At 71.6% G+C, this 16,976-nt stretch carries 17 protein-coding genes; 11 read left to right on the forward strand and 6 right to left on the reverse strand.

The genetic code is table 11. From position 1 onward, the window contains the following. Positions 1-33: 33 nt before the first annotated feature. The 5 genes from ABIE67_RS08275 to ABIE67_RS08295 all read left to right on the forward strand — a co-directional run bounded on the left by ABIE67_RS08275 (position 34) and on the right by ABIE67_RS08295 (position 5,227). The gene (locus ABIE67_RS08275) at positions 34-987 is read left to right on the forward strand and encodes an LLM class F420-dependent oxidoreductase (RefSeq protein WP_370255646.1); all 954 of its coding nucleotides are present in this window, start codon (positions 34-36) and stop codon (positions 985-987) included. Between the two features lie 67 nt (positions 988-1,054). Beyond that, positions 1,055-1,480 carry a GNAT family N-acetyltransferase gene (locus ABIE67_RS08280; RefSeq protein WP_370255647.1) on the forward strand — a complete coding sequence of 142 codons (426 nt, stop codon included), beginning with the start codon at positions 1,055-1,057 and terminating at the stop codon, positions 1,478-1,480. A gap of 168 nt (positions 1,481-1,648) precedes the next feature. Next, positions 1,649-3,007: a hemolysin family protein gene (locus tag ABIE67_RS08285; RefSeq protein ID WP_370255648.1), complete on the forward strand. Its 1,359-nt coding sequence runs from the start codon at positions 1,649-1,651 to the stop codon at positions 3,005-3,007. Next, on the forward strand, positions 3,004-4,017 hold the full coding sequence (locus ABIE67_RS08290; protein WP_370255649.1) for a hemolysin family protein: 1,014 nt from the start codon (positions 3,004-3,006) through the stop codon (positions 4,015-4,017). The genes ABIE67_RS08285 and ABIE67_RS08290 overlap by 4 nt, the downstream gene beginning before the upstream one ends. 418 nt (positions 4,018-4,435) lie before the next feature. Further along, positions 4,436-5,227, forward strand: a complete 792-nt coding sequence (locus ABIE67_RS08295) for an SGNH/GDSL hydrolase family protein (RefSeq protein WP_370255650.1) — start codon at positions 4,436-4,438, stop codon at positions 5,225-5,227. Between the two features lie 57 nt (positions 5,228-5,284). Here the strand turns inward: ABIE67_RS08295 and ABIE67_RS08300 are convergent, their stop codons facing one another. Then, positions 5,285-6,079: a hypothetical protein gene (locus tag ABIE67_RS08300; protein WP_370255651.1), complete on the reverse strand. Its 795-nt coding sequence runs from the start codon at positions 6,077-6,079 to the stop codon at positions 5,285-5,287. Positions 6,080-6,487: 408 nt separating this feature from the next. On the opposite strand from ABIE67_RS08300, the gene purB reads away from it, so the two are divergent. Together purB and mug are read left to right on the forward strand one after the other, a co-directional pair. Continuing rightward, positions 6,488-7,930, forward strand: coding sequence for an adenylosuccinate lyase (purB, locus tag ABIE67_RS08305; protein WP_370255652.1), 1,443 nt, complete (start codon positions 6,488-6,490; stop codon positions 7,928-7,930). 13 nt (positions 7,931-7,943) lie between these two features. After that, positions 7,944-8,489, forward strand: coding sequence for a G/U mismatch-specific DNA glycosylase (mug, locus tag ABIE67_RS08310; protein ID WP_370255653.1), 546 nt, complete (start codon positions 7,944-7,946; stop codon positions 8,487-8,489). A gap of 4 nt (positions 8,490-8,493) precedes the next feature. On the opposite strand, the gene ABIE67_RS08315 is transcribed toward mug, so the two are convergent. The 3 genes from ABIE67_RS08315 to ABIE67_RS08325 are packed head-to-tail and all read right to left on the reverse strand — an operon-like array spanning position 8,494 to position 10,613. Beyond that, positions 8,494-8,922, reverse strand: coding sequence for a hypothetical protein (locus tag ABIE67_RS08315; RefSeq protein WP_370255654.1), 429 nt, complete (start codon positions 8,920-8,922; stop codon positions 8,494-8,496). A 41-nt stretch (positions 8,923-8,963) separates the two neighbouring features. Continuing rightward, the gene (locus ABIE67_RS08320) at positions 8,964-9,689 is read right to left on the reverse strand and encodes an ABC transporter permease (RefSeq protein WP_370255655.1); all 726 of its coding nucleotides are present in this window, start codon (positions 9,687-9,689) and stop codon (positions 8,964-8,966) included. Positions 9,690-9,692: 3 nt separating this feature from the next. After that, on the reverse strand, positions 9,693-10,613 hold the full coding sequence (locus tag ABIE67_RS08325) for an ABC transporter ATP-binding protein (protein WP_370255656.1): 921 nt from the start codon (positions 10,611-10,613) through the stop codon (positions 9,693-9,695). 109 nt (positions 10,614-10,722) lie between these two features. On the opposite strand from ABIE67_RS08325, the gene ABIE67_RS08330 reads away from it, so the two are divergent. The 3 genes from ABIE67_RS08330 (at position 10,723) to ABIE67_RS08340 (ending at position 13,953) form a co-directional block, all read left to right on the forward strand. Then, positions 10,723-11,892 carry a sensor histidine kinase gene (locus tag ABIE67_RS08330; RefSeq protein ID WP_370255657.1) on the forward strand — a complete coding sequence of 390 codons (1,170 nt, stop codon included), beginning with the start codon at positions 10,723-10,725 and terminating at the stop codon, positions 11,890-11,892. Between the two features lie 119 nt (positions 11,893-12,011). Further along, positions 12,012-12,674 carry a response regulator gene (locus tag ABIE67_RS08335; protein WP_370255658.1) on the forward strand — a complete coding sequence of 221 codons (663 nt, stop codon included), beginning with the start codon at positions 12,012-12,014 and terminating at the stop codon, positions 12,672-12,674. A gap of 121 nt (positions 12,675-12,795) precedes the next feature. Beyond that, complete coding sequence (locus ABIE67_RS08340) at positions 12,796-13,953, forward strand: ROK family protein (RefSeq protein ID WP_370255659.1); 1,158 nt, start codon at positions 12,796-12,798, stop codon at positions 13,951-13,953. Between the two features lie 135 nt (positions 13,954-14,088). Here ABIE67_RS08340 and ABIE67_RS08345 read toward each other — a convergent pair whose 3' ends face one another. Together ABIE67_RS08345 and ABIE67_RS08350 are read right to left on the reverse strand one after the other, a co-directional pair. Then, on the reverse strand, positions 14,089-14,850 hold the full coding sequence (locus ABIE67_RS08345; protein WP_370255660.1) for a GntR family transcriptional regulator: 762 nt from the start codon (positions 14,848-14,850) through the stop codon (positions 14,089-14,091). A 171-nt stretch (positions 14,851-15,021) separates the two neighbouring features. Next, entirely contained in the window at positions 15,022-15,906 is an 885-nt protein-coding gene (locus tag ABIE67_RS08350) for an RNA polymerase sigma-70 factor (protein ID WP_370255661.1), read from the reverse strand. Positions 15,907-16,131: 225 nt separating this feature from the next. Between ABIE67_RS08350 and ABIE67_RS08355 the strand changes: the two genes are divergently transcribed. Further along, positions 16,132-16,962 carry an alpha/beta fold hydrolase gene (locus tag ABIE67_RS08355; protein ID WP_370255662.1) on the forward strand — a complete coding sequence of 277 codons (831 nt, stop codon included), beginning with the start codon at positions 16,132-16,134 and terminating at the stop codon, positions 16,960-16,962. The last annotated feature ends 14 nt before the right edge of the window (positions 16,963-16,976 follow it).

Genomic DNA, 16,976 nt, shown 5'->3' on the forward strand with positions numbered 1-16,976 from the left:
GGTGCTCAAGTCCCTTGCAGATGAGGAGAGTTCGTGTCGCAACCGGAGAGCCCGCGTCCGTTCCGCTTCGGCGTCAACCTGATGACGTCCGCCCCGGCCGACGAGTGGCGGGCCAAGTGCCGCCGGGCCGAGGAACTCGGCTACGACGTGATCCTGGTCCCCGACCACCTGGGCATGCCCGCGCCGTTCCCCGCCCTGGTCGCGGCGGCCGAGGCGACTCAGCGGCCACGACTGGGCACCTTCGTGCTCAACGCGGGCTTCTGGAACCCGGCGTTGCTCGCCCGCGAGGTCGCGACCACCGACGCCCTCACGGGCGGGCGACTGGAACTCGGCCTCGGCACCGGCTATGTGAAGGCGGAGCACGACACGGCGGGGCTGCCATGGCTCTCCCCGGGTGGGCGTGTGGATCATCTGCGGCGCACGATCGAGGAGGTGTACCGGCTGCTCGCGTCCGAGGAACTCCCCCACTCTCGAATCCGCTCGAGCGGCGGGACCCCCATGCCGCAGCCGGTCCAGCGGCCCCGGGTGCCGCTGCTCGTCGGCGGCAACGGCGACCGCGTGCTGGGCCTGACCGCCGAGCACGCCGACATCGCGGCGTTCACCGGAGCGCGTTCGGTGCGGGGAGACTCGACGGGAAAGCTGGAGGTCCTGCTCGCCGGGGAGTTGGAGGAGCGTGTCGCGCGGTACCGCGAACTGGCGGCGGCAGCGGGCCGCAAGGAGCCTGAGCCGACCGAACTGAACCTGCTGATCCAGTTCGTGCTCGACACCGACGACCGCGAGGCGGCCGTACAGCCTCTGCTGGAACGGGTCCCGAACCTCACACCGGACCAGGTCCTGGAGCTGCCCATCGGTCTGATCGGCACCGTGGAGGAGATGACCGCCCAGGTGCTGGCGCAACGTGAGCGGTACGGGTTCACCTATCTGACCGTCCTCGAACCGAACATGGAGGCGTTCGCCCCGGTGATGGCGCGGCTGCGCGGAAAGTAGCCGGCAAGTAGCCGTCCGGATACTGGAATTCCGCGTCCCGTCCCGGCGCCCGTGATGAGATCACGGCATGACTGATCTGCGGATACGGGCCGCGACGGCCCACGACCTCGACACCGTGCTGGCCTTCTGGAAGACGGCCGCCGAGGGCACCAGCATCAGCGACGACCGGGACGGCGTGGAGCGGCTGGTCGCCCGCGACCCCGAGGCGCTGATCCTGGCCGAGCTGGACGGCGAACTGGTGGGCACGGTCATCGCGGGCTTCGACGGCTGGCGCTGCCATCTGTACCGGCTGGCAGTACACCCGGAGCGGCGCCGCCGCGGCGTCGGCTCGGCACTGCTGACCGCCGCGGAGGAGAGGTTCGTCACGCTCGGCGGGCGTCGCGGTGACGCGATGGTGCTGCAGCGCAACGAGACCGCCCACCATGCCTGGCGCGCGGCCGGGTACACGCCTGAGGAACAGTGGCGGCGGTGGGTGAAGCACCTGACCGACTGAGCCGTGCCCCGGCCGTCGGAACAAGGCCCTTTGCCCACCCTTTACTATTGGGGGACCACTTCGGCCCTCCCGTGAAAGGTGTGAGCGTCCGCCCATGGGCGAGCCTCCCAGTACCCGACATCGCGCGATCCTCCCCACCCTGTCCGACGATGGGACGGAGGTGACCCGATGACCGAAGTGATCCTCCTGCTGGTGGCGATCCTGCTCTCGCTCGCCTGCGGTGCCTTCGTCGCGGCCGAGTTCTCGCTGACCACGGTCGAGCGCAGCGAGCTGGAGCGGGCCGCAGAGCGCGGCGAGCGGGGCGCTGTCGGCGCCCTGAGGGCCGTACGGAATCTGACGTTCCAGCTCTCCGGCGCCCAGCTGGGCATCACGGTCACCAACCTGGTCGTCGGCATGCTCGCCGAACCGTCGATCGCCGCCCTGCTCGCGGGCCCACTGGAGTCGATCGGCATCTCCCGCTCGACGGCGAGCTCGATCGCACTGGTGATCGGTACGGCCCTGTCGACCGTCGTACTGATGGTGGTCGGCGAGCTGGTGCCCAAGAACTGGGCGATCTCCTCGCCGCTGGCCGTGGCGAAGACGGTCGGCAACGCGCAGCGCTGGTTCAGCGCGATCTTCCGTCCCTTCATCACCCACCTCAACAACACGGCGAACCGCGTGGTGCGCCGCTTCGGGGTGGAACCCACCGAGGAGCTGGCCGCCGCGCGCGGCCCCCAGGAGCTGGCCGCCCTCGCCCGGCACTCCGCCCGGGAGGGCGCCCTGGAGGCGGACACCGCCGAACTCTTCGTACGGACCCTGAACCTGGCCGATCTGACCGCGGAGAACGTCATGACCCCGCGCGTCCAGGTCATCGCCCTGGAAGCCCAGGCGACCTGCGAGGACGTGGCGAACGCGACGCGGGCGACCGGGCTGTCCCGGTTCCCCGTCTACCGCGGCAGCCTCGACTCGGTCGTGGGCACCGCGCACATCAAGGACATCCTGGCGGTGCCCGCCGAACGCCGGACCCGGGTCTCCGTCGCCGAGATGATGCGCGAGCCGCTCCTCGTCCCCGAGACCCTCACCGTCGACCGGCTCCTCGACCGGCTCTCCGGCAAGCGCACCATGGCCGTGATCATCGACGAGTACGGCGGTACGGCCGGGGTGGCGACCCTGGAGGACATCGTCGAGGAGGTCGTGGGCGAGGTGCGGGACGAGCACGACCCGCACGAGACGCCCGACCTCGCCCAGGCGGGCAGCGACGAGGAGGGTCGGACGCTGTACTCGGCCGACGGCTCGGCACGGGTGGACCAGCTCGCGCGCGTGGGCCTGCGGGCACCCGAGGGGCCGTACGAGACCCTGGCCGGTCTCGTCGCGGCGGAGCTCGGCCGTATCCCCGCCGTCGGTGACTGTGTCGAGGTGGCCGGCTGGCGGCTCGACGTGGTGGACGCGGCGGGCCGCAGGGCCGCCCGGGTGTTGCTCCACGCGCCGCTCGACGACGCGACGGAGCACGAGAAGAACGAGAAGAACGAGAAGGAGGGCGGGCGATGACCGCCGTACAGCTGTTCATCGGCTTTCTGACGCTGGTCGTCAACGCCTTCTTCGTCGGCGCCGAGTTCGCGCTGATCTCGGTGCGGCGCTCGCAGATCGAGCCGTACGCCGATCAGGGCGACCGGCGGGCCAAGAGCGTGCTGTGGGGTCTGCAGCACGTGTCCGCGCTGATGGCGGCCGCACAGCTCGGCATCACGCTGTGCACGCTGGTGCTCGGAGTGGTCGCGGAACCCGCCATCGAGCATCTGCTGGAACCGGTGTTCCACGCGGTGGGCGTCCCGGAGGGCGCGGGACACGTCGTCTCCTTCGTGATCGCGCTGGCACTGGCCACCTATCTGCACATGCTGCTCGGTGAGATGGTGCCGAAGAACATCGCGCTGGCCGAGCCCGTGCGCAGCGCCCTGGTGCTCGGTCCGCCGCTGGTCACCCTGTCCCGTGCGCTGCGGCCGGTGATCTTCACGATCAACGCCTTCGCCAACGCGCTGCTGAAGCTGCTGCGCGTCGAGACCAAGGACGAGGTCACCGCGACCTTCTCGGACGCCGAGCTGGCCCGTCTGGTGCGTGACTCCGGCGAGGCCGGCCTCATCGACGAGCGCGCGCGTGAGCGGCTGCACGACGCCCTGGAACTGGGCCGCCGACCCGTCCGTGACGTGGTGGTCCCCCTGGAGCACGTCGTCTACGCGCGCGTGGGTGTCACTCCGGGGGAACTGGAGGGACTGTCGGCCGAGTCGGGCTTCTCCCGCTTCCCGGTCGTCGACGCGGGCCGCCGCATCGTCGGCTACCTCCATGTGAAGGACGCCCTGGACGCCTCCCCGCGGGACGTACCGTTCCAGGTGCGGGACATGCGCCCCATCGCCAGTGTCCGGGAGACCACACCCCTGGACGACGTCCTCACAGCCATGCGAGGCAGCCGCACCCACCTGGCAGCCGTCCTGGGCGGCGACGGCCGGCTGGCGGGACTGGTGACCATGGAGGACGTGCTGCGGGAGTTGTTCGGGCAGCGGACCTGAGGGCGGGGACCGGGCCGGAGGTCCGGCCGACGACGCCCCGGATCAGCCCGGGCGGTCCGGCCTGACAGCGGAGCACGACTGAAGGCCCGGCCTGACGGCGGAGCACGACTGAAGGCCCGGCCTGACAGCGGACATCGGCCGAAGGCGCGGCCCGACGACGGAGACTGGCCGAAGATCCGGCCCGACGCGCGGGTTCGGCGGGAGGCCCGGAGCCGAGGGCCGGGTTCAGTCTCAGCCCTGGCCCGACAGCCGGTTCGGACTAGCCAGGTCCAACCCGAGAGCCGGGAGCGGGCGGGGCCCGGGACGCCCCGACGGATCGGGGCAGCCGAGCTCCAAAGCCGGCCCGACAGCCGGATCGCGGCGCTGGCCGGGCCGACCGACCGATGGGTATGGGCCTCGGGCTACCATTTCTTTCGCCATGCAGACGAACCCCACATACAGCAGCTTGGTCGCGGTCGGCGACTCCTTCACCGAGGGCATGTCGGACCTGCTCCCGGACGGTTCCTACCGGGGCTGGGCCGACCTCCTCGCCGGGCGGATGGCCGCCCGTACGCCCGGCTTCCGGTATGCCAACCTCGCGGTGCGCGGAAAGCTGATCAGGCAGATCGTCGACGAGCAGGTCGACGTGGCGGCAGCCATGGGCGCCGATGTGATCACGCTGGTCGGCGGGCTCAACGACACACTGCGACCCAAGTGCGACATGGGGCGGGTGCGCGGACTCCTCGAGGAGGCCGTGGAGAAGCTCGCCCCGGCGTGCCAACAGCTGGTGCTGATGCGCAGCCCGGGCCGGCAGGGGCCGGTCCTGGAACGGTTCCGGCCGCGTATGGAGGAGCTGTTCGACTGCGTCGACGAGCTGGCCGCGCGGCACGGCGCGATCGTCGTCGACCTGTACGGGGCGCCGTCGCTCGGCGACCCCCGCCTGTGGGACGTGGACCGACTGCATCTGACGGCCGAGGGACATCGCCGGGTCGCGGAGGCGGTGTGGCAGACGCTCGGCTACGACCCCGAGGACACCGAGTGGCGTACACCGATGGCGGCCACGCTGCCGCCGGGGTGGGCCGCGCGACGGGTCGCGGACGCCCGGTTCGCCCGGCAGCACCTGCTGCCCTGGATCGGGCGGCGACTGACGGGCCGGTCGTCCGGCGACGGGCTGCCGGCGAAGCGGCCGGAGCTGTTGCCGTACGAGGCGTACGAGGTTCCGGGGGCGTAGCCCCGCGGCAGGGGCGGAGACAACAGGGTGCCGGGCCGTGGCCCGGCACCCTGAGCGTCACCGACGCGACGCCGCCCGGCTGCGCCGGTACAGGACGGTTCCGGCGATCAGCAGCGCCCCGCTGGCTGCGATGCCTCCGATGACGCTCTCAGCGCCGGTCTCGGGCATGTGGGGGTGCTCCGGCTTCCCCGGTGGCTTCTCGGACGGAGGGGGCGTGGGCTTGCTGGGCGTAGGTGTGGGCGTGGGCTCCTCCCCGTACCCGTATCCGTAGCCGTCCTCCTCCTCGCCATAGCCGTAGCCGTCCGACTCCTCGGCGCCGTAGCCGTATCCGCTCGGCTTCTCGTCGCCGTAGCCGTGGTCCTTCGGCTCTTCCTTGCCGTAGCCGTAGCCGCTCGGCTCCTCGGCTCCGTAGCCGTGGCCCTTCGGCTTCTCGTCGCCATAGCCGTAGCCGTGGTCCTTCGGCTTCTCGTCGTGGCCGTAGCCGTGGTCCTTCGGCTCCTCCTTGCCGTAGCCGTGGCTCTTCGGCTCCTCCTTGCCGTAGCCGTAGCCGTGGTCCTTCGGCTCCCCTTCGCCGTAGCCGTAGCCGTGGTCCTTCGGCTTCTCCTCGCCGTAGCCGTAGCCGTGGCCCTTCGGCTCCTCGGCACCGTAGCCGGGGTTGCCATATCCAGAGGTGCTGTTTCCGGAAGCGGGCTCCGGCAGCCGCATCTCGCTGAATTTGTCGTTCAGCTTCTGGAATCTGTCCTGCATCTCGCCGAAGTTGTCATCCATCTTCTGGAATTTTTCATCCAGCCCGTCCAGCCCGTCCGAGCCCCACGGATCCGTACGGCCCGACAGGGCAGCCGCGGAGTTCACCACGGTCCCCTGCATGCGCGGGGCCGCGGACGCACATGCGCCGTATAGAGAAAGGGCGCTTGTCGTGGCGGCGGCCACGATCAATCCCCTGGTCAGGGCCTGTCGCATTCTCGTTGTCTTTCTCTCGGGCGGAATGAGGAATCCGGCGTCGGTCATTGACGCGATCGTGTCGATTGCCAGAATTCGCGAGGTCGTCGCAGGGCCGTGATGTGATGCCGCACGTTCACACTCGCCACGACGTCCAGAACTATGAACGAAATATGGAGGTCCGAGGGTGCCGGGACGCGTCGACGGCCAGGGAATTCACCCGATCGCCCGCCTACGCCTACGCAGGACCTGGGGTGCTCCGGACCGTATTGGCGGCAGGGGGCCCGGGGGCCCACTGGGCGCCGGGTAAACTCCGTCCACGTGACTTCTGCGCCCGCCAAGCCCCGCATCCCGAACGTCCTCGCCGGACGCTACGCCTCCACCGAGCTCGCCACGCTCTGGTCCCCCGAGCAGAAGGTGAAGCTGGAGCGCCAGCTCTGGCTCGCCGTCCTGCGGGCCCAGAAGGACCTCGGCATCGAGGTGCCGGACGAGGCGCTCGCCGACTACGAGCGCGTCCTGGACACCGTCGACCTCGCCTCCATCGCCGAGCGCGAGAAGGTCACGCGGCACGACGTGAAGGCGCGGATCGAGGAGTTCAACGACCTCGCCGGGCACGAGCACGTGCACAAGGGCATGACGTCCCGTGACCTCACGGAGAACGTCGAGCAGCTGCAGATCCGGCTCTCGCTGGAGCTGATCCGCGACCGTACGGTGGCCGTGCTGGCCCGTCTGGGCAAGCTGGCCGCCGAGTACGGCGAGCTGGTCATGGCCGGCCGCTCCCACAACGTCGCCGCGCAGGCCACGACGCTGGGCAAGCGCTTCGCGACCGGCGCCGACGAGCTGCTCGTGGCGTACGGCCGGGTCGAGGAGCTGCTGGGCCGCTACCCGCTGCGCGGCATCAAGGGCCCGGTCGGCACGGCGCAGGACATGCTCGACCTGCTCGGCGGGGACGCGTCGAAGCTGGCGGACCTGGAGGACCGGATCGCCGGGCACCTCGGTTTCTCCCAGGCGTTCACCTCCGTCGGCCAGGTCTATCCGCGTTCGCTGGACTACGAGGTCGTGACCGCGCTGGTGCAGTTGGCGGCCGCGCCGTCCTCGCTGGCGAAGACGATCCGGCTGATGGCCGGGCACGAGCTGGTGACCGAGGGCTTCAAGCCGGGCCAGGTCGGCTCCTCCGCGATGCCGCACAAGATGAACACCCGCTCCTGCGAGCGTGTGAACGGCCTGATGGTCATCCTGCGCGGCTACGCCTCGATGACCGGCGAGCTGGCGGGCGACCAGTGGAACGAGGGCGATGTGTCCTGCTCGGTGGTGCGCCGGGTCGCGCTGCCGGACGCGTTCTTCGCGCTGGACGGTCTGCTGGAGACGTTCCTGACGGTGCTGGACGAGTTCGGCGCGTTCCCGGCGGTCGTGGCGCGTGAGCTGGACCGCTACCTCCCCTTCCTCGCCACCACCAAGGTGCTGATGGGCGCGGTGCGCGCGGGCGTCGGCCGTGAGGTCGCGCACGAGGCGATCAAGGAGAACGCCGTCGCCTCCGCGCTGGCGATGCGCGAGCAGGGCGCCGAGCGCAACGAGCTGCTCGACAAGCTGGCCGCCGACGAGCGCATCCCGCTCGACCGCCCCGCGCTGGACGCGCTGATGGCCGACAAGCTGTCCTTCACGGGCGCCGCGGCCGACCAGGTCGGCGTCGTCGTGGGCCGCATCGAGGAGATCGTGAAGCAGCGCCCGGAGGCCGCCGGTTACACGCCCGGGGCCATCCTCTAGCGCGTAGCACGGCATGGCCCGCTTCACCGCCGAGCAGTTGGAGGCCGCCCGCGACCGTCTGGTACCGGACGTCGTCGCGGACGGTCTCCAAGTGCTGTTCTGCGGCATCAACCCCGGTCTGATGACGGCCGCGACCGGCCATCACTTCGCCCGTCCCGGCAACCGTTTCTGGCCGGTCCTGCACCTGTCCGGCTTCACACCGCGGCTCTTGAAACCGTCGGAACAGGGCGAGTTGCCGTCCTACGGCCTCGGCATCACGAACGTCGTCGCGCGGGCGACCGCACGGGCCGACGAGCTGAGCGCCGAGGAGTACCGGGAGGGCGGGCGGCTGCTGGCGACGAAGGTGGCGCGGCTGCGTCCGCGTTGGCTGGCCGTCGTCGGGGTCACCGCCTATCGGGCGGCGTTCGACGACCGCAAGGCCCAGGTGGGTCCGCAGGAGCGGACGATCGGGGACACGCGTGTATGGGTGCTGCCGAATCCGAGCGGGCTCAACGCGCACTGGACGGCGGCGACGATGGCGGAGGAGTTCGGGCGGCTGCGGGCGGCGGCCGAGGCCTGACGGGTCACGGCGGGTCTATCTCCGTGACCACACCGAGCAGCTTCACGTCGTCGGCCTCGTCCCGGTCGGCGACCACGACCGCGACCCACCGGCCCGTCCCCTCCGCTTCCCAGACGCAGGCCACGCGGGCGCGGGCGCTGAGCGAGGCCCAGGGCTCGGGTATCTCCTCCTGTGCGGTGCGCAGCGATATGGTCTGCAGGTTGTAGGGGGCCGTCTCTCCCCATCGGGACGCGAACTGCTCGTCCAGGGCGTCGCGGTACTTCTCGTACTGCTCCACGGTCGCCGCACGCGTCCCGCAGTCGCCGTGACTGCTCTCTAACACCACGGTGTGGTGGCCGGGTCCGCTCTCGCCGCCGTCCGACGAGGTGTGTTCCGCCGCGAACGGGCGGAAGCACAACTCGTCGATGAGGGCGATGTGCCGTGCGATGTTCATGTGGTCCAGTAAACCCGGCCCCACTGACAATTGGCGTGCCGTCAGGCGTCTCGCCGCCGCACGCTCCACGTCCCCGCCAGCAGCGCGGCCGCCGTCCACAGCGCGGTCACGGTCAGGCCCGACCACGGCCCGAGGGTGCCGTCGTAGGTCTGGTGCAGCACGATCTGGCCGGCCTTGTCCGGCAGGAAGTCGGCCACGGTGCCCGCGGCGTCGCCGATGACGAAGGACACCACGAGGATGAACGGGATCAGGAGGGAGAGCGTGGCCACTCCGCTGCGGAGCACGGCGGTGAGGCCCGCCGCGAACAGGGCCATGAGCATGAGGTAGATCCCGCAGCCCAGGACCCCGCGCACCTGCTCGCCCGTCGTGACCCCGCTCGCCGCCGAGCCGAGTCCCGCGCGTGCCACGGCGTTTGCCGTGAAGGCGGTGACCAGACCCACGATCAGTGCCGGCCCGGCGATGGCCGTCATCTTGGCGGCGAACCACCGTCCACGCCGGGGCACCGCGGCGAGCGTCAACCGGAGCGCACCCCCGTGGTACTCCGACGACACGGCCATCGCGCCGAACGAGATGGCCGCGATCTGGCCGGGCAGAACACCGGACAGCGCGGTGAAGAGCGGGTCGAACTCAGGGTCGGAGCTGCCGTCGGTGCCCGCCAGCGCGGAGAACGCGGTGGTCGCGGCGAACAGCGCGAGCAGCGCTCCCGGCAGGGAGCGGAGCGTACGGATCTTGAGCCACTCCGCGTGGAGCGCGGGTGCGAATGCCATGGTTCAGGCCTCCTGGGGCTGTGCGGTGAACTCGGCCTCGGTCGCGGTCAGGTCGAGGTAGGCCTGCTCCAGCGTGGCCTCCTCCGCCGTGAGTTCGAGGATGGGGACGCCTGCCTGCGAGGCGAGGCGGCCGATGTCGTCCACGCGTGCGTGGCGCACGATCCAGTGCCCGTCCTCGTGCTCGACGGCCTCGTGGCCGTGTCGGGCGAGGGCGGCCTTGAGCGCGGTGGCGTCCGTGGTGCGGACTCGGACGTGGGGCTCCACGCGTGCGTGGATGAACTCCCGCATCGGGGTGTCGGCCAGCAGGCGGCCCCGGCCGAGGACCACCAGGTGGTCGGCGAAGGACGCGGTCTCGTTCATGAGGTGGCTGGAGACCAGGACCGTGCGCCCCTCCCCCGCCAGGCGGCGCAGCAACTCGCGGATCCAGATGATGCCTTCGGGGTCGAGGCCGTTGGACGGCTCGTCGAGCAGGACGACCTCGGGATCGCCGAGGAGGGCCGCCGCGATGCCGAGGCGCTGGCGCATGCCCAGGGAGTACGTCTTCACCCTGCGGCGTGCGACCGACGCGAGTCCGGTCTCCTTCAGCACCTCGTCGACCCGGCGGACGGCGATGCCGTTGCTCACGGCGAGGACGCGCAGGTGGTCGCGGGCGGTGCGGGAGCCGTGCGCGGCCTGGGCGTCCAGCAACGCACCCACGTGGCGCAGGGGTTCGCGCAGGGTCGGGTAGGCGCGGCCGCCGATCGTGGCGGTTCCGGACGTCGGCCGGTCGAGGCCGAGCACGAGCCGCATGGTGGTGGACTTTCCGGCGCCGTTGGGGCCGAGGAAGCCGGTGACGCGGCCGGGGAGGACGGTGAAGGTGAGGTCGTCCACGGCTCGCCGGGTGCCGTACTCCTTGGTGAGGGCCTGGACTTCGATGCTGGTCATGGCATTCAGCCTGGCCGCCGGGAGTGGGTCGGTTCTTCCCCCGCCCGTGGAGATCCTCTCCCCCGTGCGGGGGAGGCTCGTTGTCAGTGGCGGCTGGCAGGATGACGAAATGGTCCGCTTGCTGCGCCCGTTCGGCCGGGCGGTGACGTACACACGATGGCTGCATCTGTTCATCGCCGTCGTGGCGCCGAGCCTGTTGCTGTTCGTGCGGGAAGCGTGGTGGATCTGGTTGGTCGCGGCCGCGGTCCTCGCCCCGGCCGGGCTGGTCCCGGCGATGCGCACCGTGGAGGGGTTGCAGGCCAGGCTGCTGCTGACCGGTCACCGGCACGACAGCGAGAGCACCGACATCGTCGTCGCACCGTCCGCCTCCTGGGGCGACCGTGGACGGCTCGTCGTGTGGCTGGAGGCGCGGCTGCTGCTGGGCTACGTGACCATGACGTGCAGCGCCCAACTGATCTTCGCCACGGTGGACTTGGTGTCGGCTGCGTTCGGCCGTGACTACGAGGAGGGCGGGCCGTTCCTCCTCGGCGGCCACCACTGGTGGCACGTCCTGCTCGCGCCGTTGTCGCTGGCCGCTCTGGGGGTGACCGTCCTCGCCGCCGGCCACCTCATCACCGCACTCGCCCTCCGCCTCCTTGGCCCCTCCCCGTCCGAGCGTCTGGCCGCGCTGGAGGAGCGCACGGAGCAGCTACTGGAGCGCACCCGTATCGCCCGCGAACTCCACGACTCCATAGGCCACGCACTGACCGTGGCCGTCGTCCAGGCGGGCGCCGCCCGCGCCGCCGGTGATCCCGCCTTCACCGACCGCGCCCTGGCGGCCGTCGAGGAGACCGGGCGGGCCGCCCTGGAGGACCTGGAGCGCGTCCTCGGCGTGCTGCGCGAGTCCGAGCGACCGGTGAGCAGCCGGCCGACCCTCACGGACGCGGACCGCCTGCTGGAGTCCGCGCGGGCTTCCGGCACCAAGGTCGACGTCGACATGAGCGGGCCGTTGGACACCGTGCCCGGGCCGGTCTCCCGGGAGGGCTATCGCATCCTCCAGGAGTCGCTGACCAATGTGCTGCGGCACGCGGGTTCCGTCCCGGCCCGCGTCCGCGTGGCCGTCGCGGACAGCACGCTCACCCTGGAGATCCGCAATCCGCTCACCGCCGGCATACCCGGGCCCGGCAGAGGCAGCGGCCTGCGCGGGATACGCGAGCGCGCCGCCCTGCTGGGCGGACGCGCGCGGACCGGTCCCGTCGAAGGTGACTGGCAGGTACATGTTGAGCTGCCGTTGAGTTGATCCAGGGGGTGTTTCGAAAGTCCCGTGCGGTGCCCGCGGTGTCCGGTGCGTGGCGAGGGTGCGCGCCGGGCGCCGCGGATGCTGTGCGGGACTTTCGAAACACCCCCTAGGCTGGCCGGATGCCGGTCACCGTGCTCCTCGTCGACGACGAACCCCTCGTACGCGCGGGTCTGCGGGCCGTGTTGGAAGCGCAGCCCGATATCGAGGTGGTCGGGGAGGCCGCGGACGGGGCGGCGGTGATTCCGCTGGTGCGGCAGTTGCGGCCCGACGTGGTCGCCATGGACGTACGGATGCCGCTGCTGGACGGGATCGAGGCCACGCGCGCGGTGCTGCGGACGGTCGCCGCGCCGCCGAAGATCCTCGTCGTCACGACCTTCGAGAACGACGAGTACGTGTACGAGGCGCTGCGGGCCGGTGCCGACGGCTTTCTGCTGAAGCGGGCCCGGCCCGCCGAGATCGTGCACGCGGTGCGGCTGGTCGCGGAGGGCGAGTCGCTGTTGTTCCCCGCGTCGGTGCGGCAGCTCGCCGCGCGGTACGGCGACGACGGCGGGAACCGGGCGGCGCGCGCGGTCCTGGAGCGGGCCCGGCTGACCGACCGGGAGACCGAGGTGCTGCGGCTGATGGCGCGCGGACTGTCGAACGCGGAGATCGCCGCCAGGCTGGTGGTCGGGACCGAGACGGTGAAGTCCCATGTGAGTGCCGTTCTGGCGAAGCTGGGGGCCCGCGACCGCACACAGGCGGTGATCACGGCGTACGAGTCGGGATTCGTGGCGCTGGGGTGACGGCCGTGACGGACGAGGCCGGGCCGACCGGTCAGTAGGTCACCGGGTCCCCACCCCTCGCCGGGATCCGCCGCGGCGAGTACCATCCGCCCAACATGCGCACGAGCTGGGAGGACGGACGTTGGGGCAGCTGACCGGCGGGGATCCCTCGCTGCTGCGAAGGATCAACTCCGCGGTGGTGCTGCACGCGCTGCGTGCCACGGACGCCGCCACACTGACGGAGATCACCCGGGTGACCGGGCTGTCCCGGCCGACCGTCGAGGGCGTCGTCGAAGGGCTCATCGAGGCGGGGTACGTCATCGAGAAGGCGGCCGACGAGAGTGTCGTCCGGCGCCAGGGCCGGCCCGCGCGACGGTTCCGGTTCCGGGCCGAGGCGGGCCATCTGCTGGGCGTGGACATCGGCGCGCATCGGGTCGCCGCGCTCCTCGCCGACCTGGACGGCCGGGTGCTCGGCGCCATCGACAAGGAGGTCGACGAGACGGCTCCGGCCGACGAGCGGCTGGAGCGGGTGCGTACGGCGGTCGCCGAACTGCTGCGCCGGGCCGGTGTGGCGCGCGGCTCGCTGCGGGCCGTCGGCGTCGCGACGCCGGGCATCGTCGAGGCGGACGGGACCGTGCGGCTGGGCGCCGCGCTGCCCGAGTGGACGGGGCTGCGGCTGGGCGAGCGGCTGAGCCGGTCCTTCAAGTGCCCGGTCCTGGTGGAGAACGACGCCAACGCGGCGGCGGTCGCCGAGCACTGGAAGGGGTCCGCCACCGAGTCCGACGACGTGGTGTTCGTGCTGGCCGGGCTGAGCCCGGGCGCCGGTTCGCTGATCGGCGGGCAGCTGCACCGGGGGTTCGGCGGAGCGGCCGGTGAGATCGGCGCGCTGCATCTGCTGGGCCGCGAGGTGACGCCGGAGACCCTGCTGTCCACCACGGACGAGCCCCTTCGTCCCCTCGACGAGCGTGCCGTGGCCGAGGTCTTCGCCCAGGCCCGCAAGGGAGACCAACGGGCCCTGGAGGCCGTCGACCGTTTCATCCAGCGCCTCGTCCACGACGTGGCCGCGCTCGTCCTCGCCCTCGACCCCGAGCTGGTCGTCGTGGGCGGCTGGGCCGCAGGCCTAGACGGCGTACTGGAGCCGCTGCGCCGCGAACTGGCCCGCTACTGCCTGCGCCCCCCGAAGGTCGCCCTGTCCCTCCTCGGCGAGGCGGCAGTGGCGACGGGCGCGCTGCGGCTCGCTCTCGACCATGTGGAGGAGCAGCTGTTCGCGGTGGAGGGAACGGTGACGGCGCGGCGCTGACGGTCGGCCGGTCGGACGTCGAGCCGTCACCGATCCGAGGGCCGTACCAGGCGGGCCGTACAAGGCGGGCCGTGCTGGTGAACGCGACGCGCCCCGGAGTGACTCCGGGGCGCGAGGCAGGTGCCGGTACGGCGGTCAGGACGCCTGGCGTTCCGGGTCCTGGTGGATCTCCACACGGCCGGAGTCGCCGAAGGTCAGCCGGCAGGTGTCCGCGCGGTACGTGGCGACGGAGAGCGCGGCGGTGCGGCCCTCGGCGAGGTAGCGGGTGGTCACGACGAGGACGGGTGCCCCGGGGAGGCGGTCCAGCTCCTTGGCGTCGTCCGCGCGGGCCGAGCCCAGCTCGACGGCGCTGTCCTGGCCCTCCAGCTCCAGACGCTGCAGCTCGCGCAGCACGGCACGCGCGCGTGCCGCTCCGGACGGGGCGTCGATGGCGGAGAGGTCGGGCACCGACGACTCCGGGATGTAGAGCAGTTCGGCGGCGACGGGCTGGCCGTGCGTCACCCGGGAGCGGCGCACGATGTGCACGGACTCGTCCCGGCCGCTGTCCAGGGCGTCGGCGACGGACGTGGGCGGCATCGCGGGAGTGCAGTCCACGGGCTGCCAGACGTCGTCGGCCGCGCCCGGCCAGGCGTGCTGCTCGCTGCCGACGGAGACGCCCACGCGCGGCGGGGCGACGGTCGTACCGACGCCGCGGCGGCGCTGCAGCCTGCCCTCCAGTTCGAGCTGTTCCAGGGCTTGGCGGAGCGTGGCCCGGGCGACGCCGAAGCGGGCGGCCAGGTCGCGTTCGTTGGGCAGAATCTCGCCCACGGTGAATTCGGAGTCCAGTGCCTCACTGAGCACGGTCCTCAGGTGCCAGTACTTCGGTTCCGGCACCGATTCCAGCTGCGTGGTCCCCACCCTGTCCTCCGCAATCGCCGTGGCCCAGCGGCGTTTTAGCGCCCTTGTTTATTAAAGGTTGTTGCACTTATCAGCGACCATAGGGCGGCCCTCACCCTTGGTCAATACCAATCGCCGGGAACGTTCACGGGACAGGCTCGAGCCGCCGCGCCCGTGACGCGGCGGCGGAGGCTACACGGTTGCCAGTGAGGTCAGCTTGTCGGGGTTGCGGATGATGTAGACCGCCTGGATCCGGCCGTCCACGACATCCAGCTGGAAGACGCTGTCGGGCTTGTCGCCGGAGCGCACGAGCACCGCGGGGCCACCGTTGACCTCCAGGAAGCGGAAGGACACTTCGGCGACACCCTTCTGCGCGACGCCGACGAGGAAGCGGCCCACCTTGTCGGCGGTCTCCAGGACCCGGACGGGCGCCTTGGCCTTGCCGCCGCTGTCGCCGACGAGGCGGACGTCCGGGGCCAGCAGGGACATGAGCCCCTCCAGGTCACCCTCCGCCGCCGCGGCCAGGAACCGTTCGGTGAGATCGCGTCGCTGGACGGGGTCGACCTCGTACCGCGGCCGCCGCTCGTCGACGTGTTTGCGGGCCCGGCCGGCGAGTTGGCGGACCGCCGCCTCGCCGCGGTCGAGCATGTTGGCGATCTCGGCGTACGGGTAGCCGAAGGCCTCTCTGAGGACGAACACCGCCCGCTCCAGCGGCGACAGCGACTCCAGGACCACGAGGACGGCGAGGGAGACGGAGTCGGCGAGGACGGCCCGCTCGGCGGTGTCCGGGACGGTGTCGCCGAAGTCGGTGACGTACGGCTCCGGCAGCCAGGGGCCTATGTAGGTCTCGCCCCGCGCCTTGACCTGGCGCAGCCGGTCGATGGCGAGCCGGGTGGTGATGCGCACCAGGTAGCCGCGGGGTTCGCGCACCTCGGACCGGTCGGCGTTGGTCCAGCGCAGCCAGGCCTCCTGGACCACGTCCTCCGCGTCGGCCACGCGGCCGAGCATGCGGTAGGCGACTCCCAGGAGGACGGGGCGGTGCTCTTCGAAGACGTCGGTCTCGGTGTCAGTGGTCACCGTTCCATCCCATCCGACGTGTCCGGCCGTGTCCAGGCGAAATCGGCGCCCCGGGCGCGTGTCGTTCAACCCCGAGGCGCACAGGGCGCGTTGTGGGTCGTACCTCCCCGCGGATCTCCGGCCCGTCGAGGTCTACCCGTCGGTAGCAATTGCTGACAAGCTGTCTACGGCCGTCCGTCAACGTGCCCCAGACTCCGTCAGCGTGTCCCAGACGAGGAGCACCCCATGTCCGCCACTGTCTCCTTCCAGGTCGCCTCTCCCCACGGCCCGCGGAGCGTGACCGTCGACTACGCGCGCGTGGGGAACGGCGAACCGCTGCTCCTGCTGCACGGGATCGGTCACCACCGGCAGGTCTGGGACCCGGTGGTGGACATCCTCGCGGCCGAGCGCGACGTGATCTCCGTGGACCTGCCCGGCTTCGGGACGTCCCCGGGCCTGCCCGACGGCCTGGCCTACGACCTGGCCACGACGACGTCCGTGTTCGGTGCCTTCTGCGAGGCCATGGAGCTCGACCGGCCGCATGTGGTGGGCAACTCGCTGGGCGGTCTGATCGCGCTGGAACTCGGCAGGGAGAAGCTCGCGAGGTCCGTCACCGCACTCTCCCCGGCCGGGTTCTGGTCCGAGGCCGAGCGGCGCTACGCCTTCGGTGTGCTGCTCGCGATGCGGCACATCTCGCGGCGGCTGCCCCTGCCGCTGGTGGAGCAGCTGTCCCGGTCGGCGGCCGGCCGCACCGTCCTGACCAGCACGATCTACGCGCGCCCCGGCCGCCGGTCACCCGATGCCGTGGTCGCCGAGACGCTGGCCCTGGCGCAGGCCACGGGCTTCGACCAGACCCTCGGCGCCGGTCGAGCCGTCCGGTTCACCGACGACATCCCGGGGATCCCGGTCACCGTGGCCTGGGGCAGCAGGGACCGGCTGCTCGTGCGCCGCCAGGGTGTGCGCGCCAAGCAGATCATCCCCCGGGCCCGCCTCGTCCGGCTGCCCGGCTGCGGTCACTGTCCCATGAACGACGACCCGGCCCTGGTCGCGCGCGTCATCCTCGACGGCAGCCGCTGACTCGCGCGGGGCAC

It is taken from the genome of Streptomyces sp. V4I8, from assembly GCF_041261225.1.
Classification (GTDB): Bacteria; Actinomycetota; Actinomycetes; order Streptomycetales; family Streptomycetaceae; genus Streptomyces.

Coding starts and splice junctions, on each gene's coding strand:
- ABIE67_RS08280 (WP_370255647.1), top strand. CDS start 1,055: ATGACTGATCTGCGGATACGGGCCGCGACGGCCCACGACCTCGACACC.
- ABIE67_RS08285 (WP_370255648.1), top strand. CDS start 1,649: ATGACCGAAGTGATCCTCCTGCTGGTGGCGATCCTGCTCTCGCTCGCC.
- ABIE67_RS08290 (WP_370255649.1), top strand. CDS start 3,004: ATGACCGCCGTACAGCTGTTCATCGGCTTTCTGACGCTGGTCGTCAAC.
- ABIE67_RS08295 (WP_370255650.1), top strand. CDS start 4,436: ATGCAGACGAACCCCACATACAGCAGCTTGGTCGCGGTCGGCGACTCC.
- mug (WP_370255653.1), top strand. CDS start 7,944: ATGGCCCGCTTCACCGCCGAGCAGTTGGAGGCCGCCCGCGACCGTCTG.
- ABIE67_RS08315 (WP_370255654.1), bottom strand. CDS start 8,922: ATGAACATCGCACGGCACATCGCCCTCATCGACGAGTTGTGCTTCCGC.
- ABIE67_RS08320 (WP_370255655.1), bottom strand. CDS start 9,689: ATGGCATTCGCACCCGCGCTCCACGCGGAGTGGCTCAAGATCCGTACG.
- ABIE67_RS08325 (WP_370255656.1), bottom strand. CDS start 10,613: ATGACCAGCATCGAAGTCCAGGCCCTCACCAAGGAGTACGGCACCCGG.
- ABIE67_RS08330 (WP_370255657.1), top strand. CDS start 10,723: ATGGTCCGCTTGCTGCGCCCGTTCGGCCGGGCGGTGACGTACACACGA.
- ABIE67_RS08335 (WP_370255658.1), top strand. CDS start 12,012: ATGCCGGTCACCGTGCTCCTCGTCGACGACGAACCCCTCGTACGCGCG.
- ABIE67_RS08355 (WP_370255662.1), top strand. CDS start 16,132: ATGTCCGCCACTGTCTCCTTCCAGGTCGCCTCTCCCCACGGCCCGCGG.